Consider the following 14,836-nt stretch of genomic DNA (forward strand, 5'->3'; position numbering starts at 1 on the left):
AAAAAGGCATACGAGCTGGCATTGGAGCTCAGTAACATTTTCACGACTACAAAAGAAAAAATATACGGACTGACCAGGCTGGCTAAGTGGCACGAAAAGGTCAGGCAATCCGGCTTCAAATCATTCAATACCGTTGCCCGCTCGATTGAGAATCACTACAAGACCATTGTTAACTATTTTGATAACAGAAGCACCAATGCATCCGCTGAATCTTTCAATGCGAAGATCAAAGCGTTCAGGGCGCAGTTTAGAGGAGTCAGGAATGTAGAATTCTTCCTTTACCGCCTTACCCAGTTATATGCTTAATCCAAGGTGCTCCACAACATTTGGTCTTGATCCAAAAGTTCGTAGGTGTCGCTAAGGTAATCGGCCAGCTCGCGGTCGTGCGTGGCTACAAATACAAGATTACCTTGCTTTGCGAGATAACTCAGCACCGATTTCCCGATCGCGATGCGTTCCACCGAGTTGGTGCCCTTAAACAGCTCGTCGAGCAAAATCAGTCTGCGGTCGCAGGCGGCGCATTCTTCCACCAGACTTTTAATGGTCATCACTTCTTCCAGGTAGTAACTTTTCCCATCGAGCAGATCGTCCGCCATTCTGATCGCCGACCGTACGTTCATCGGCGGCATGGCAAATTCCTTCGCGAAACAGGTGTTGATCGTTTGCCCGAGAATCGCATTAATACCCACCGTCCGCACGAATGTCGTCTTACCGGACATATTGGAGCCCGTCAGCAGGGCCGATTTGCCTTGGAGCGCAATATCATTCGGTACACCATTCCAGATCAACGGATGGTACATTTCCCGGGCTTTGATGCGTTTTGTGGCCAAGCCGGCGTCCATGCGGCAATGGTAAGGCACGCTTTCCCTTAATGCAAGAATGGATAATGCTGCGTCGGCTTCCGCGATGAAGTGAAAGACGTTGCTAATGTCCTGCTTGCGGGTTTTGAGCGTATCGAGCGAACTGAAAAGCAACACCGGTTCTATTAAAAACAATGCTTTCACCAGTTCCAGCAAATAATCGACGATCTGGCCAATCTCGCTTTGCAGCTTTGCCTCCATTTTAAAAATAGCCATTTTACGCCCCGCGCTCCTCAGCGAATCGATCGATTTTTGGATACCCTGCAAGCCCGAGAATTCGGGAACCCGTGCAAGTTTTCGGGCTATCCTGACCATGACCAGCATTTGCGGTATCGAACTGCCATATTGGTACAAATTGTTTTTGTTCCAATAATGGATGCCCATATTGACGGGAAACAGGAGGAGCAGCAATATCAGCAACTTGGGAAAAAGGAAGGAAAGAACAGCTGCTGCGAGGCTGACTCCGGACAACATTTTGATCAACAGCAACCATTTCGGCTCCTTGATGTGCTCGCCCTGGAACAGGGAAGCAATGTAATAGGCATCGCGATTGTCCAGTTTAGCCAGTTCCTCAGCCGCAACCCGCCGGAATGCCGGATTCTTCTGAAAAACATCGACCGTATTTTCGAGCGCACCCACGCGTGCCCGGTCGCGGGGGACGGTTCTGAGCATATGATACAGATATTGTTGCCCCACGCAGGAATGCGTACGATCTATGAATTTGAAAACGTCTTCCAGGTCCAGGTCCGAGAATGTACGATCCGAAACCGGCTGAAAACCGTCGTCCGCAGGAGCCATGCGAAAGTAGCGTTCGATCTGGCTGAAATTGAAGCTGCCGGTTTTTATTTCGGATTTCGTGGGCGTTTCCAAGCGGGTACCTGTGGGCGGGCTCACGCGTGAGGCGTCCATAATGTCGGTTTTCATAAGATGTGATATACGGCCGGTCACAAGATATGAAAAAGTGGATCGAATGCGACAACCGCTTTCAACCTAAGGGACAGCCAATTCCAGGCTAGCCGCCCAAACCGCCTGATGGTCCGATTCCCGGCGGTAGGAGCTTAGCATCAATGCCTTGTCCATCTCCACGCGGCTGGCGAAAACCTGTTTGCCGTTGATACGGACTTGCAGCGGCTTCGCGAAGTCGATCATTTCCGGGGACAAAAACAGTTTTACCTTCCCTACCCAGGAAGTCGTGAGTTCGAAACGGTTTCCCGCGTAGGTCGCCTGCACGGCACCCGAACGGCGCGGAAACTGGAATGCATTGGAAGTACTATCGATCAGCTCGGCGGGATTCATGACCTTGCGCCAGCCGGTTACAGGCACATTTACCGGCGTCTGCCAGCTCTGAGCGTTGGCAAGCGTGTCCAGCCGGGTGATTTCAAGCCAGTCGCACCGGCCATTTTGAGTATCCTCGCATTCCCAGTACAACCGTTCCCGGAAAGGGTTGCGTTTTTTGGAAGCCATATCTGCAAACAGCTGCGTGTACACTTGCAGGGATTCATCACTCTGGTCGTTGATCAGGAAGCCATGCGTCCGCTTGCCGAGGATTTCCCGGTTTTGCCAATTAATGCCCAGCTGCGTCGCCAGACGCGTTACTCCCTGGTGCCCTTCGAGCGGAAAATAGTAGTCATAATCGGTCGCTACATTATAGAATGAGCGGTTCAATGCATTCCTGAAAAACGTCCCGCCGGTGCGTACCTGCGGCCGGTTGTTGATGCCCGAAAAACCGGCAAAAAGTGAGGGCTGTTTCATGAGATAAGAAAATGCGCCGGTGGCTCCGTTGGAATGGCCGGTGATGTAAACCCGGCTGTCGTCGACAGGAAAAAGGCGCTTCACCTGCCGCAGCACTTCGGGTACCAGCCCGAACCCGTCTTCCGGCATCATCCAGTTGTAGGTTTTGGTACCATAAGGAAACACCGCGATGAACCCCGACTCGCTGGCCATTCGCATGAAAAACCGCCCGAAAAACGTATCGACGCTATCCGGAACGTCCCTGGTTTCGGGCTGGTATGCCACGGCCCCGTGCAGCACCACGACCACCGGATATGCCTTGCTACCATCGAAACCAGGCGGTAGCTGCACCAGGTAAGGCAACTCGATCTTGCCGTCCAGGTTTGTCCAGCCGTAAACGAAATTTCTGCCCCGCGGATATTGCCGTGGCGGTCTGCCTTGCCGGATCGCCTTGTAGAGCGCTTCTGCCGAGCCTATCTGCGAGAGCGATTCTGCAAACGCGTCGGTCTGGGCTTGCATTGCTTTTTGCTCATCACGAAATACCCGGGCCGATTTGATTTTCGCCTGCCTTTCCGCTTCTTTCCGATCCGCTATTTTACGCGTCAGCTGCTGCCATTGCGGATCGTCTTTCAACCAGGCGAACGATTCCCCGAAACGCGCCTTCACAGCAATATCCGAATCCGCGACGAGTGCCGCATAATGCAACGCCAATTCCTTATTCCGGTCACGGCTCGCAAAATCGGCCGCATTCAGGTAGCGCCAGTATTTTTCCGAGGGAATAGCCTCCCCGGCTTTCAGCGCCCAGTGAATGGCCGCCTTCCAATTCTCCCGGGCCATATTGGCACCCATACTGTCCAAAGCCGGTACCCGCGACTGCGCCCGACAAACCCATGCAGGCAAGCTAGCCCAGACAATTAGCATTAAAAGTCGACCCGACCAGTTCGTAAAGCAATTAATCATATTGACAGATTTTACGATGTGACTAACATTTTACAAAAGACAACTAATCGGGCGGTATGTTGCAGCGGGTGAATGCCCTATTTGCACAGTGTTTTTTGACAAGCCTGGAAAAACGCCTAGTGCCGTCAGGCACGTAACATTGGTAGCATACAGATGTCTCCCGCAAACAAACTACCTCCACGCACTAGTGGTACCGTCTTCAATTTATTAATCCATTTATTTTATAGATTAAATTGGTTATAGCAGAATTACCTAATTTGCGCCGCGACCGGCCTGTCGGCCGGGGCATTTTACTCCCTGTTTTTACCAAACATCTTGTATATGCATTCCCAAAAACTACTTTTCGCAGCATTGCTGGCGGCGGGGATTACCTCACGCGCGGCTGCACAAAACATTACGCAACAGCAGCAGCCTTTTACCGGCACGGTCGGGAAGACGCTGGCTGAATCGAAGGAAGTGTGGACGAATCCAGTGAAAGCGCCCGCAGGCGCTCCGAATGTGGTATGGGTGCTGCTCGACGACGTCGGTTTCGGTGCTACGAGTACATTCGGCGGCGTGATCCGAACGCCAACTTTCGATAGCCTGGCAAATAACGGGCTGCGTTATACCAATTTCCACACGGCGGCGATATGCGCCCCTACCCGTGCGGCGCTGCTGACGGGCCGTAACCAGCATTCGGTGCATGAGGGCGGCTTCTCGCACACCTGGTCGTCGTTTGGCTTCCCGGGCTGGGACGGCCGCATTCCGTCCGACAAGGGTACCATTGCCGAAATCCTGCGGGAGGCGGGCTACAACACTTTCGCCGTCGGTAAATATGGGCTCACACCCGACCAGGATGCTACCGATGCGGGCCCGTTCGATCGCTGGCCGTCGGGAAAGGGTTTCGACCATTTCTTCGGTTTCCTCGGTTCGCAAACCGACCAATACAAGCCCGACCTCGTGGAAGACAATGCCCACGTGATACCGGATGGCCGCCACCTCAACGACCAGATCACCGACAAGGCGATCAGTTTCATCGACCGCCAGAAAAAAGCGGCACCGAACAAGCCTTTCTTCCTCTACTATTCTCCGGGAGCCACCCACGCCCCGCACCAGGTAGCGAAGGAATGGAGCGATCAGTATAAAGGCCAGTTCGACGGCGGCTGGGACGAATTCCGCGAAAAGGTTTTTGTACAACAGAAAAAACAGGGCATTATCCCTGCGAATGTGGTCCTGCCCGAGCGTAACCCGAACATCCGCGCATGGGCGAGCCTTTCCGCCGATGAAAAGAAGCTCTACGCACGTTTCATGGAGGTCTATGCCGGCTACCTCACTTACACCGACCATGAAGTGGGCAGGATTGTAAATCATCTCAAAAAGATCAACCAACTTGATAACACGCTCATTCTGGTCGTAATCGGTGATAATGGCGCCAGCAAGGAAGGAGCATTGGGCGGTGTGATAACGAGGTCGTCGGCTGCTGCTGCGGCGGCGCCGCTCTCGGAGACGGAGCAGGTCAAAAACAACCTGGCGCAGATCGACCTGATCGGTACGCCGGAAGGTACCAATGCCAACTACCCGCTTGGCTGGGCGCAGGCGGCCAACACGCCATTTAAAAACTGGAAACAGGATGCGCATTCGGAAGGCGGCACGCGCAATCCGCTCATCGCATTCTATCCCAAAGGCATTACAGACAAAGGCAGCATCCGCAACCAGTACGGCCACGTGATCGATCTACTTCCTACGACGCTCGAAATAGCAGGAATCAAAGCGCCGGAGGTGATCCGCGGCATTAAGCAGGACACGATCCAGGGTACTTCGCTGGCTTATTCCATCGCGGATGCGAAGGCTGCGTCACGCCACAAAACACAGTACTACTACATTTTCGGGTCGCGGTCGATCTACTACGACGGCTGGAAGGCAGGTTTTGCCTACAAACCGACCTCGGCGGCTACCGGTAACCTCGTGAGCGCAATCAGCGTGGCTAACCCTGACAACAACGACTGGCAGCTCTATAACCTCAACGAGGATTTCAACGAACGCATCGATCTCGCGAAAAAAAACCCGAAAAAGCTGGAAGAACTCAAAGCACTTTTCGAGGAACAGGCCAAGAAATACAACATTTATCCCTACATCACCTGGGACGACGTCCTCAAACGCCGTCAGCCGCAACAGGCGCAGCCACAGCAACAGGCGGGTAAGTAGCCGGTTATTTCAATTACTACCTACCGCCTCATTCCCCGGCAACAGCCACAAAAAATACGCGACCATTACCAGCAATGCCATGTTGGTAATGGTCGCTGTATGATATGCCGAAATGTAGTCCGCAACATCCGGTGACGGACCGAGATGGGAAAAGAATATGCCTCCAATTACACCGATACCAAGTGCTATTGCGGTTTGCTGAAAAGTCGAAAACGTGCCGGAAGCGGCTCCGGCGAGCGCTATGGGAATGTTTTTGAGTCCAACAGCCAGCAGCGACGGCAGCACCGAGCCACAGCCCGTCCCGTAGGCGAACAGAATCGGGTAAAGCAGCCTTCGATCCACTTCCGCGCCGTCCAGTATCATGATATGCAGCGCCAATGTACTCACCATGATGGCTACGCCGGTTTGCAATACTTTTTTACCAAACAAAGGCACCAGACGCAGCGAGACGAGCGAGGCGGCTACGTAGCCAATTCCCTGAAATACAAACAGTAAACCCGTCTCAGCGGAACTAAACCCGAGCCCCGTTTCGAGCAGCATTACATTGATCAGGAAATACGAATCCTGCACCATGAAGTAGAACAGCACAATCGCCATCCCGATGTTGAAATTGCGGAATGCGAACAGGCGAACATCCAGTAGCGGCTGCCGGCCTGCCGCAAGTTTTTGTTTTTGATCTTTGAAAAAAATGGCAAGTAATGCGCCGCCGGCCAGGAGCATTACCACGCACCACCATGGCCAGCCCAGCTCCCGCCCGCGTATGAGCGGATAGGTTACACACACGAGCGCAAGCGTGAGTAGCAGGACGCCCGTATGATCGAAACCGGCATTGTTACTTCCTCTCGCTACCCGACGACCATCGGCGGGAAGAAACATCAGGGCGAGGGGCATTACCACCAGCCCGACGGGCAGATTGATAAGGAAAACGAGCCGCCAGCCTTCCAGGAAAGTCTGCATTTCGGGTAACAACCCGCCCAGGAACTGACCGATCACGGACGCGCTTCCCGCCACAGCGCCGTAAATGCCTAATGCTTTAACCCGCTCCTGACCGCCAGGGAACCATTCCTGGATGTAGGTAATGCCCTGCGGGATCATCCATGCCGCACTCACGCCCTGGAAAAACCGGGCCGCATTCAGTTGCCAGGGCGTTTGCGCGAAACCGCAAACTGCCGAAATGACCACAAAGGCGAGCATAGCAACCACGAACACCTTCTTTTTACCAAAATAATCCCCTGCCCGGCCGCCGGTTACGAGGAAGATCGCATAGCCGAGCAGGTAGAGCGCGATGACGAGCTGAATATCGCTGTCGGTGCCATGAATACCCGCTTTAATGGCCGGAATGGCGACATTCACAATGAAAATATCCATCACGGACAGGAATACCGAAGAAGAAATAATGGCCAGCAGCAGCCATTTTGAAATTTGTGCATTCATTGCGTTGTTGGAAGATCATGGCGCACCTAAATGCACCGTTTGCATTCATTTGCAGCCAAAAATCAGGCAGTCAACGCTCGTAATCAAGTAGTTTATAAGACGATACCAGGTATGACGGACGATACTATTATTGTAGATCAATCCATTACAAATGCAGATTCTGATTCATTTTCAGAAAAAAATTGCAACATGAATATCACGCTGGACATTATCGGCGGGAAATGGAAGCTGATGCTGCTGAACAAGATCCGGGAGGAGTGCCCGATGCGGTTTGGTGTGCTGCGCCGCAAGTTGCCCCACATTACGCAGGCGACGCTTACGGCTCAGCTGAAACAACTGGAACGCGACGGTGTTCTGCTGCGTGAAGCCTATGCAGAATCACCGCCGCGGGTGGAGTACAAACTGTCGGAGATCGGCAAAAGCCTGATCCCCATTATGGATTCGCTCTGCGCCTGGGGCGAGGAGTACCAGCGGCAAACCCGGCCCAAGTAATGCGGTTATTCCCTTACGACGCTGGTTTTTAATACTTTTTCGGGTGCCTTCTTAGCCAGGCTGAGCACTTTGAAAGTCTTCGCCTCCGTGTTCACGCGCGTGAATGCGTATGCACATGAGCCTGCGAGGACAAGAAACAATGCATCTATGAAAAAGATGTCGAATGCGCCCTGCTGCCAGGTGTTCCAGATCCATAACCCAGTAGAAATGCCGTTAGCGATAGGCACGCCCAGGCAAAGTACGACGGATAACAGCAATGTGTGGCGGTTCATGCGCGGGAGGCTGCGAAGGATCATCAGGTAAATACCCAGCACGAGCCAGCTGTAAAAATAGGTCTTGTAAATCACCGACTGATCGACGTGGTCGAGCATTTTGACCATAACAAAGGTAAAAGCCGTAACCGGTAGCATACTGAGACAAGCGGCGAGGAAAAAGTTGCTAGCCCAGAAATTGAACCTGCGCTTGCGGAGCTCGGTAGCGACCTTGTCGCGCGCGACGAGCCAGATCATAATGCCTGAAATGATCACCGCGCAGCCCATTAGTCCCAACAGGAAGAACACGATCCGCAATGGCTTGCCGCCGAAATCGCCGAAATGGAGGTGGTATACTAGGCTTTTCACGCCGTCGATATAATTGCCGTCCGTGTTTGGCGACTTTTGCTCCAATACTTTTCCGCTGGCGATGTTGACCGTCGCAAATCCGGAGCCTGCGAAGTTGGTACCGGGGTTTGGTTTGGATTCGAGGCTCACCTGCATGCTCTCGTCCATGTAATTACGGATGTAAATGCGGGTGATCTGGCTGCCTTTCCATTCATTCTGCCACTTTCCGACGAACGCATCCATATCGAAATTACCGCTCATGGGCTTGTAGGTGTAATCCACCTTCATGGTTTTGTTGTATTGCAGGCTTTCATAAAGCTTTTCGGTGTCCCCTTTGTATAGCAAATCTGCAAAAGGGGCGAGCAATACGTAGTTCACGATCAGCACCACCCCGGTAACGGCAAATACGAGCTGGAACGGGAAGCCGATCACACCCAGCGCCGTGTGCATGTCGGTCCAGACAGTCTTCCATTTGCTCATCGGCCTGAAAAGGAAGAAGTTGGATTTGATCTTATCCCAATGCAAAAGCAAGCCGGTAATCAATGCAAAAAGGAATAAAAACGCTACGATTCCGGCCACCAGATAACCGAAGGGCGTACCGATATTGATGCCTACCTGGTTGAGTTGCGCCAGGAAATGCAGGCGGTAGAGAAACTCGGCCATATCGTAGCTGTCGGAATAATCGCCCGTCTTTTTGTCGGCATAATGGTAGCGGAAATAGGCCGCATCGTCGTCCTGCTGCCTTCCCCTGCCCCTCTTGCGCCCTTCGCCCTTTTTAGCCTTCGGCTTGGGTTTGCTGATGGTCGTGTCCTGGGAAGCGGTCATATCCACATAGGTTCCCTGGCCCTGGCGCAGCAGGTAGAAGTTGAAATTGCGGCCCCGGAGGTTGTAATGCTGCGAAAGCGAGTCGATCAGATGATTGTACGGCGGATCGAACTTATGCCCTACCTCCGACCGGCCCTTTTGCCAGGCGGCAATGTCGTCTTTAAAAAAGGAAAAAGACCCGGCGAAAAATATCACATACAGCAACGCGGCGATGATGATCCCGCTGATTGTATGCGTGTGAAAATAGATGTTATACTTCCTAGGATCCATGATTAAGGTTGAATTTCAGTAGGTAAGGCAGTGCAAACACGACGGTAAGGAGGATATAAAGGCCCCACACCCGCCACACGTTCGTGGCGATGAATGCGTAAAGCAGCAAAAACGCCCAGAGGATGTAGCCTGTAAAATAGGCGGTGATGATGACGTTCTCTTTCGGCAGGAAAGCCGTGAAAAACAAATGCAGGCTCATGGTAACGGCATATCCGCCGACGCTTCCCGCGAGGATCTTGCTCAGTCGCAGCCAGGGCGATTTGGTCAGGTACTTCTTATTGGCAGGCATAAAATCAGTTGGTAACAAGTTCGAGCGTCACCGCACACAGGTAAAGTATCGCAACTCCCACCGAACCGAAGTAGCGGAAAGGAAAAAACAGCACGGACACCGATCCGGCTGTCATCAGGATCACGATCGCAGCGAACAAACCGCTCCCTAACCCAAGCAAAGAAATGCATAATGCGGTGGCAATCAGGAACAATGCACCCGCCGCGGACCGACCGTACAATGGATTGGCGGCCATGCGGGCCATTACCTCGCTTTTATCGGACCAGGAAATCCGAGTGGAAGTGTTCATCCAGAGCATGAACCCGAGGAGAAATAGTAAACAAATGGTACTGAACATAGGATTGGTTCAAAGACGCACCCGGCGAAGCGATGCGGCTAGGCTATTGGTTATGAGAAAATTGGAAGAAATTATTTGTAATTAGTTTAAATAAACTTCGCAAATATAAATCGAAACCGGGAAAATGCCTGCAAAAAATTACGCGATACTGAAAAAAAGGAACGTGGGGTTACATGATGGGGGGAATGGGAGAGTTAAGGGTTTAGAGTTTAGAGTTTAAGGTTTAGAGTTGAGGGTTGAGGGTTGAGAGTTTGAGTTGAGAGTTTGAGTTTAGAGTTTGAGTTGAGCGTTGGGTTGGGAGTTTAGAGTTGGGAAACTAGACGGTAAGGGTCAGGGGTTGCGTTTATATTAAATTTATTTATATATTAACAAACCTAAATTAGTCGCACGGCCTGAGAGCGCTTTGCGGGCCGGGGCTAAGAAAACTGCTGAATCGTTAGAAATGCGAACATTATACTTCTTCGCCCTGCTGGTGGCATTTGCATTAACCGGCGCTCGTTCCCTTGCACAGGATGATGCGAACATTCCTACGCACAGGATCGACAGCATTTTTCAATGCTACTCGCAAGAAAAGCCGGGCGGCCAGCTGGCTGTCAGCCTGAATGGACAGGTCGTGTATTCCAAAGCGTGGGGCATGGCCAATCTGGAAACCGGCACGCCGCTCACGACGGAATCGCTCATAGAGGCGGGCTCGGTATCCAAGCAATTCACAGCGGCGGCAGTTTTGCTCCTCGAAAAACAGGGAAAGCTGAAACTCGATGACCCGGTGGACAAGTACATCCCCGGCCTTCCCTCCTACGGCGCGCCGATCCTGATCCGGCATCTCATCCATCACACCAGCGGGCTGCGTGAATGGAGCGACATCGCAGAGTTTGCAGGCTCCCCGCAGGTTCTGCGCGTGATCGACAACAATGCAGCATTTCGCATTATTGCCCGGCAGAAGAGCATTAACAACCGGCCCGGCGAGGCATTCCGGTACAGTAATTCGAACTACATTCTCCTGCCGCTTATCGTTGAAAAGGTTTCGGGTATGTCGTTCGCTGATTTTACACGGCAATACATCTTCGAACCGGCCGGCATGACCCGCACCCAGTGGCGGAATGACTTCGGCAAAGTGATTCTTGGGCGCAGCCAGGCGTACGAGCTCGCGAAAGGCAAGTTCCGGACGGCCATGCCCGACGACGCCGTGCACGGCCCTGGTGGCCTGCTCACAACTGCCGAAGATCTGCTCAATTGGGCGGCCTTTTACTCGACTGGAAAATTGGGAGGCCAGGCTATGCTGGATAACCAAACCGCGCTGGACACGCTCACCGACGGATCGATCAATAACTACGGCGCAGGACTTTTTATCGAGCATAACGTCGCCAAACCGATGTTCCATCACGGAGGTGCCACGGCCTCTTACCGTGCCCGGCTGATTTGTTCGCCCCCACTCGGCCTTTCCATTGCGTGGCTCAGCAACACCTCCATGCTGGATACCGCCGGCTTCAATCCCGCGACCGCGGTACTGCAAATGCTTGCAAAACCCGAGGACATCGCACCGCTTCCGAGGAAGAAATCGGACGTTCGAATAGACCGGAAAATGCTTCAACGGCTTACCGGCCTCTACAAAAGTGCCCAATCGATGCGCGATGTCGATATTACGCTCGGCAAAGACGAATTAGAGTTATCGGAGATTCCGCTGGAACCTGTCGACAGCCTGCGGTTTTACTTTTTCAATATCCTCCTCAGCTTCGATAATACGGGCGGACTCGCGGTTACCCCACCTTCTTCCGAGCCAATGGCCTACTACCGGGCGGATAGCGCGGCGGCGAAAACGCCGCTACACGAATATGCCGGAAAGTATCTTTCGGATGAGGCCGAAACGGCGATTGAGATTGTGAAGTCGGCGGCGGGAGCGGAAATGCAACTGGTAAGCGGGGCGCGTTTTGCAATCATTGCCTGTTCCAAAGACCGGTTCCTCGTCCCGGACCTGAAAACCGACCTTCTATTCAAAAGGAATAAAAAGAACGAAATAACCGCCGTAGAACTGACCACTCCGCGAACGCTCGGCCTACGGTTCGAAAAAGCCAAATCCGGTGCTCCGCAGTCCTATTCCAACCGGGCCTCACAAAAGTGAAATCAATCACTCAGATTATAGAAACATATAAGTTATGTTATTTTGAGAATACGGCGGGATAGCGGAATTTTGCAGGCAGAAATGACTTTTTAATCAACATGGAATACAGAACATTAGGAAATACTGACCTCCAATTATCGGCGATTACCTACGGCGCGTTTGCGATCGGTGGTACGATGTGGGGAGGAAACGAGAAAAAAGATTCGATAGAGGCGATTCACGCTTCGTTGGACAATGGCGTTACTTCGCTCGACACAGCGCCGTTTTACGGCTTCGGGTTGAGTGAAGAGCTGATCGCGGAAGCGCTGAAAGGGAAAGACAGGACCAAAGTCCAGATCCTTACCAAATTCGGGCTCGTATGGGATGGTAGCAATGCTGGCAAGGGTGCACATTTCTTTGATATTCGGGACAATGGCCAAAACCTTTCGGTTTACGAATATTCGTCGAAAGCGAATATCATCAAGGAAGTGGAGGAAAGCCTGAAAAGGCTGAATACGGATTACATTGACCTTTTGCAGCAGCATTGGCCAGACGTTACCACGCCGATCGACGAGACCATGGAGGCTATGGAAACGCTCATCCGGCAAGGAAAGATCCGTGCCGCCGGCGTCTCCAACCATAACCTGGAATTGTTGAAAGAAGCTTCTAAAACGCTCGTACCGGCTTCCAACCAGGTGGCATACAGCATGCTCAACCGCGCTATCGAAACCGAACTGGTACCTTACTCGGTCGAAAACAACATCGGGATTATCGCTTACAGCCCCATTGAAAGAGGTTTGCTGTCCGGCAAGTATTTTCAAAACGAAACCCTGAAAAGCGACGATCACCGCAATGGCTATTTCGGCCAGTTCGACCTTGATAAGATGAAAACTTTGCTCAAAACGCTGGCGCCGATCGCGGCGGAAAAGAATGCGACGCTCGCACAGCTGGTACTGCGCTGGACAACGCTTCAAAAAGGCGTTACCGTAGTCCTCGCAGGCGCACGCAATGCGGAACAGGCCATTTCCAATGCGCAGGCAATCGATATTGATCTTTCAGCCGATGAGCTGCACGCGATTAACAGCCAGCTGGTAGATTTTAAAAAGTGATAGATTCAGGCTTGTAAAAAAGAACGGCCCTTTTGCATTTACAAACGGGCCGTTCTTTTTTGCATTAACATCTTGTCACACCAGCAGTTTTCCACGGAAGCCCCTGGCGGCGTAGTACGATTCGGCGCCGTTGTGGTAGTAGAAAACCGTGTCGTACCGGCGATCGCAGAACACCGCCCCGCCGAGTTTGCGGATGTCGGCCGGGGTTTTGATCCAGCTGGATGTTTTGAGGTCGAACTTGCCGAGCGTCTGCAAATGGCGGTATTCTTCTTCGTCGAGGATTTCGATACCGATTTCGGCAGCAATGTCCAACGCGGTATTTTCGGGTTTGTTTTCCTTCCTGAAATTCCAGGCGTCGCGGTCGTAGCAAAGGCTCCGGCGGCCTTTCGGGCTTTCGGCAGCGCAATCGACGAAAATGTATTCGCCGTTTTTTTTATCGAAACCAATCACATCCGGCTCGCCTCCTGTGAGTTCCATCTGGTCCAGCGGCCAGAGTTTTTCAGGTTTCGCATTCAGGCTCGCTTCCACATCGGCCCATTTAATGCTTTCGTGACGGCTTTTGTGCTTTTCAAAACGTGTTTTCAGTGTCTTTAACAGTTCGTCGCGGCCTTCCGCCGAGAGTTCTTTTTTATCAATGGCCATAGTTTTTTGTTCTTTAAATTAATTCAATAAAAAACCTAGTCGTTCAAACCTTTGCCGTTCAGGATGCGCTCGATGTTTTTCTCGATGCGCAGCTGGCGGGTCTGGGATTGTTTGGAGGAAGTGAAATAGATGATATAGGCCCGCTGCCGTCCGGGCGTCAATGCGTCGAAGGCATTTTTCAATGCGGGAATTTCGTCGAATGTATCCTGCAACTCGGCCGGTACCGGAAGCGATTTATCCAGTTCCACCTTCACCCCCGACTGCTCCGCCTGAATGGCTTCGCGGATGTAGGCTTTCAGGACCAGCTCCAATGCAACCACGTCCGCTGCCGTCGCAAAGCGGATCTGGCGTCCTACTTTCGTGTTTTCGCCGGTTTTAATGAGGACATTTTCCGGGTCGCTCAGCAAATAGCCTTTCATGAACAGCACCGCGCAATAAGCCTTGAAACCCTGGATAACAACAATGTTGGTACCTTCAAACGAATAGCACGGCTTTCCCCATTTGAAATCCTCGGTAAGCCCGCAATCCAGCGCGATATTGCGCAACTCCTCGATCACCTCCCGCCATTGCCTGGACTGCGCCACGTACGCATCGACTTTGTCGTTCATATGAATGTGCATTTAAATTTGAACCGGGGCCAGTTTCCTGCTTGCCGGGCGGAAATACCAGGATATGACCGTCAGCACGAGCAGCAAAAGCGGCGGCGCCACCTCGCCGATCGGGTCGCCGAGCGCCAGGTGCGAGACGATTGCGCCCGACATGCAAAAGAAAAACCCGGCGTACGCCCACTCTTTTAGAAGCGGGAATTTAGGAATAAGTACTGCAATCACGCCTAGAATTTTCCATACGCCGATGAGCGTCAGCAGATACGCGGGATAGCCCAGGCGTGCGAACATTTCCGCTTCTTCCTTCACTTTCATGAGCTGTACAATTCCGGTCGAAGTCATTCCGAGGGCGAGCCAGGCGGTAAAAATCCAGTAAATGATCCTGTTTCTCTTTTCCATGG

At 52.3% G+C, this 14,836-nt stretch carries 14 protein-coding genes; 5 read left to right on the forward strand and 9 right to left on the reverse strand.

Going from position 1 to position 14,836, the window contains the following annotated elements:
* Positions 1 to 306 (forward strand): transposase (locus tag BLQ88_RS35555; RefSeq protein WP_143017016.1); only part of this gene is annotated, 306 nt, incomplete at its 5' end.
* On the opposite strand, the gene BLQ88_RS35560 is transcribed toward BLQ88_RS35555, so the two are convergent.
* Together BLQ88_RS35560 and BLQ88_RS35565 are read right to left on the reverse strand one after the other, a co-directional pair.
* Positions 303 to 1,784 (reverse strand): MutS-related protein, encoded by a 1,482-nt coding sequence (locus tag BLQ88_RS35560; RefSeq protein WP_090157777.1) that lies wholly within the window; start codon positions 1,782 to 1,784, stop codon positions 303 to 305. The genes BLQ88_RS35555 and BLQ88_RS35560 overlap by 4 nt on opposite strands.
* A 66-nt stretch (positions 1,785 to 1,850) precedes the next feature.
* Entirely contained in the window at positions 1,851 to 3,551 is a 1,701-nt protein-coding gene (locus BLQ88_RS35565) for an alpha/beta hydrolase family protein (protein ID WP_143017017.1), read from the reverse strand.
* Positions 3,552 to 3,872: 321 nt separating this feature from the next.
* Here BLQ88_RS35565 and BLQ88_RS35570 point away from each other — a divergent pair, with 321 nt between their 5' ends.
* On the forward strand, positions 3,873 to 5,735 hold the full coding sequence (locus BLQ88_RS35570) for an arylsulfatase (RefSeq protein WP_090157779.1): 1,863 nt from the start codon (positions 3,873 to 3,875) through the stop codon (positions 5,733 to 5,735).
* A 9-nt stretch (positions 5,736 to 5,744) separates the two neighbouring features.
* On the opposite strand, the gene BLQ88_RS35575 is transcribed toward BLQ88_RS35570, so the two are convergent.
* Positions 5,745 to 7,169 carry an MFS transporter gene (locus tag BLQ88_RS35575; RefSeq protein WP_090157780.1) on the reverse strand — a complete coding sequence of 475 codons (1,425 nt, stop codon included), beginning with the start codon at positions 7,167 to 7,169 and terminating at the stop codon, positions 5,745 to 5,747.
* Between the two features lie 189 nt (positions 7,170 to 7,358).
* Here BLQ88_RS35575 and BLQ88_RS35580 point away from each other — a divergent pair, with 189 nt between their 5' ends.
* Positions 7,359 to 7,661, forward strand: coding sequence for a winged helix-turn-helix transcriptional regulator (locus BLQ88_RS35580; protein WP_229213005.1), 303 nt, complete (start codon positions 7,359 to 7,361; stop codon positions 7,659 to 7,661).
* Between the two features lie 5 nt (positions 7,662 to 7,666).
* Here the strand turns inward: BLQ88_RS35580 and BLQ88_RS35585 are convergent, their stop codons facing one another.
* The 3 genes from BLQ88_RS35585 to BLQ88_RS35595 are packed head-to-tail and all read right to left on the reverse strand — an operon-like array spanning position 7,667 to position 9,981.
* A complete protein-coding gene (locus tag BLQ88_RS35585; RefSeq protein ID WP_090157782.1) occupies positions 7,667 to 9,355 on the reverse strand; it encodes a PepSY-associated TM helix domain-containing protein in 1,689 nt (562 codons plus the stop codon).
* Positions 9,345 to 9,644 (reverse strand): hypothetical protein, encoded by a 300-nt coding sequence (locus tag BLQ88_RS35590; protein ID WP_090157783.1) that lies wholly within the window; start codon positions 9,642 to 9,644, stop codon positions 9,345 to 9,347. The genes BLQ88_RS35585 and BLQ88_RS35590 overlap by 11 nt, the downstream gene beginning before the upstream one ends.
* Before the next feature lie 4 nt (positions 9,645 to 9,648).
* Positions 9,649 to 9,981 (reverse strand): hypothetical protein, encoded by a 333-nt coding sequence (locus BLQ88_RS35595; RefSeq protein ID WP_090157784.1) that lies wholly within the window; start codon positions 9,979 to 9,981, stop codon positions 9,649 to 9,651.
* 442 nt (positions 9,982 to 10,423) lie between these two features.
* Between BLQ88_RS35595 and BLQ88_RS35600 the strand changes: the two genes are divergently transcribed.
* A complete protein-coding gene (locus BLQ88_RS35600) occupies positions 10,424 to 12,100 on the forward strand; it encodes a serine hydrolase domain-containing protein (protein ID WP_090157785.1) in 1,677 nt (558 codons plus the stop codon).
* Positions 12,101 to 12,198: 98 nt separating this feature from the next.
* Positions 12,199 to 13,188 (forward strand): aldo/keto reductase, encoded by a 990-nt coding sequence (locus BLQ88_RS35605; protein WP_090157786.1) that lies wholly within the window; start codon positions 12,199 to 12,201, stop codon positions 13,186 to 13,188.
* A gap of 75 nt (positions 13,189 to 13,263) precedes the next feature.
* Here BLQ88_RS35605 and BLQ88_RS35610 read toward each other — a convergent pair whose 3' ends face one another.
* Genes BLQ88_RS35610 through BLQ88_RS35620 form a run of 3 tightly spaced genes read right to left on the reverse strand, consistent with a single transcriptional unit; the run spans position 13,264 to position 14,834 of the window.
* Positions 13,264 to 13,830, reverse strand: a complete 567-nt coding sequence (locus tag BLQ88_RS35610) for a DUF4256 domain-containing protein (protein ID WP_090157787.1) — start codon at positions 13,828 to 13,830, stop codon at positions 13,264 to 13,266.
* A 35-nt stretch (positions 13,831 to 13,865) separates the two neighbouring features.
* Complete coding sequence (locus BLQ88_RS35615) at positions 13,866 to 14,438, reverse strand: YdeI/OmpD-associated family protein (RefSeq protein ID WP_090157804.1); 573 nt, start codon at positions 14,436 to 14,438, stop codon at positions 13,866 to 13,868.
* Between the two features lie 12 nt (positions 14,439 to 14,450).
* Entirely contained in the window at positions 14,451 to 14,834 is a 384-nt protein-coding gene (locus tag BLQ88_RS35620; protein ID WP_090157788.1) for a DoxX family protein, read from the reverse strand.
* Positions 14,835 to 14,836: the final 2 nt, after the last annotated feature.

The sequence above is a fragment of the Dyadobacter soli genome, from assembly GCF_900101885.1.
In the GTDB taxonomy this organism is placed as follows: domain Bacteria; phylum Bacteroidota; class Bacteroidia; order Cytophagales; family Spirosomataceae; genus Dyadobacter; species Dyadobacter soli.

Coding starts and splice junctions, on each gene's coding strand:
- BLQ88_RS35595 (WP_090157784.1), bottom strand. CDS start 9,981: ATGTTCAGTACCATTTGTTTACTATTTCTCCTCGGGTTCATGCTCTGG.
- BLQ88_RS35560 (WP_090157777.1), bottom strand. CDS start 1,784: ATGAAAACCGACATTATGGACGCCTCACGCGTGAGCCCGCCCACAGGT.
- BLQ88_RS35570 (WP_090157779.1), top strand. CDS start 3,873: ATGCATTCCCAAAAACTACTTTTCGCAGCATTGCTGGCGGCGGGGATT.
- BLQ88_RS35600 (WP_090157785.1), top strand. CDS start 10,424: ATGCGAACATTATACTTCTTCGCCCTGCTGGTGGCATTTGCATTAACC.
- BLQ88_RS35620 (WP_090157788.1), bottom strand. CDS start 14,834: ATGGAAAAGAGAAACAGGATCATTTACTGGATTTTTACCGCCTGGCTC.
- BLQ88_RS35610 (WP_090157787.1), bottom strand. CDS start 13,830: ATGGCCATTGATAAAAAAGAACTCTCGGCGGAAGGCCGCGACGAACTG.
- BLQ88_RS35580 (WP_229213005.1), top strand. CDS start 7,359: ATGAATATCACGCTGGACATTATCGGCGGGAAATGGAAGCTGATGCTG.
- BLQ88_RS35590 (WP_090157783.1), bottom strand. CDS start 9,644: ATGCCTGCCAATAAGAAGTACCTGACCAAATCGCCCTGGCTGCGACTG.
- BLQ88_RS35575 (WP_090157780.1), bottom strand. CDS start 7,169: ATGAATGCACAAATTTCAAAATGGCTGCTGCTGGCCATTATTTCTTCT.
- BLQ88_RS35585 (WP_090157782.1), bottom strand. CDS start 9,355: ATGGATCCTAGGAAGTATAACATCTATTTTCACACGCATACAATCAGC.
- BLQ88_RS35605 (WP_090157786.1), top strand. CDS start 12,199: ATGGAATACAGAACATTAGGAAATACTGACCTCCAATTATCGGCGATT.
- BLQ88_RS35565 (WP_143017017.1), bottom strand. CDS start 3,551: ATGATTAATTGCTTTACGAACTGGTCGGGTCGACTTTTAATGCTAATT.
- BLQ88_RS35615 (WP_090157804.1), bottom strand. CDS start 14,438: ATGAACGACAAAGTCGATGCGTACGTGGCGCAGTCCAGGCAATGGCGG.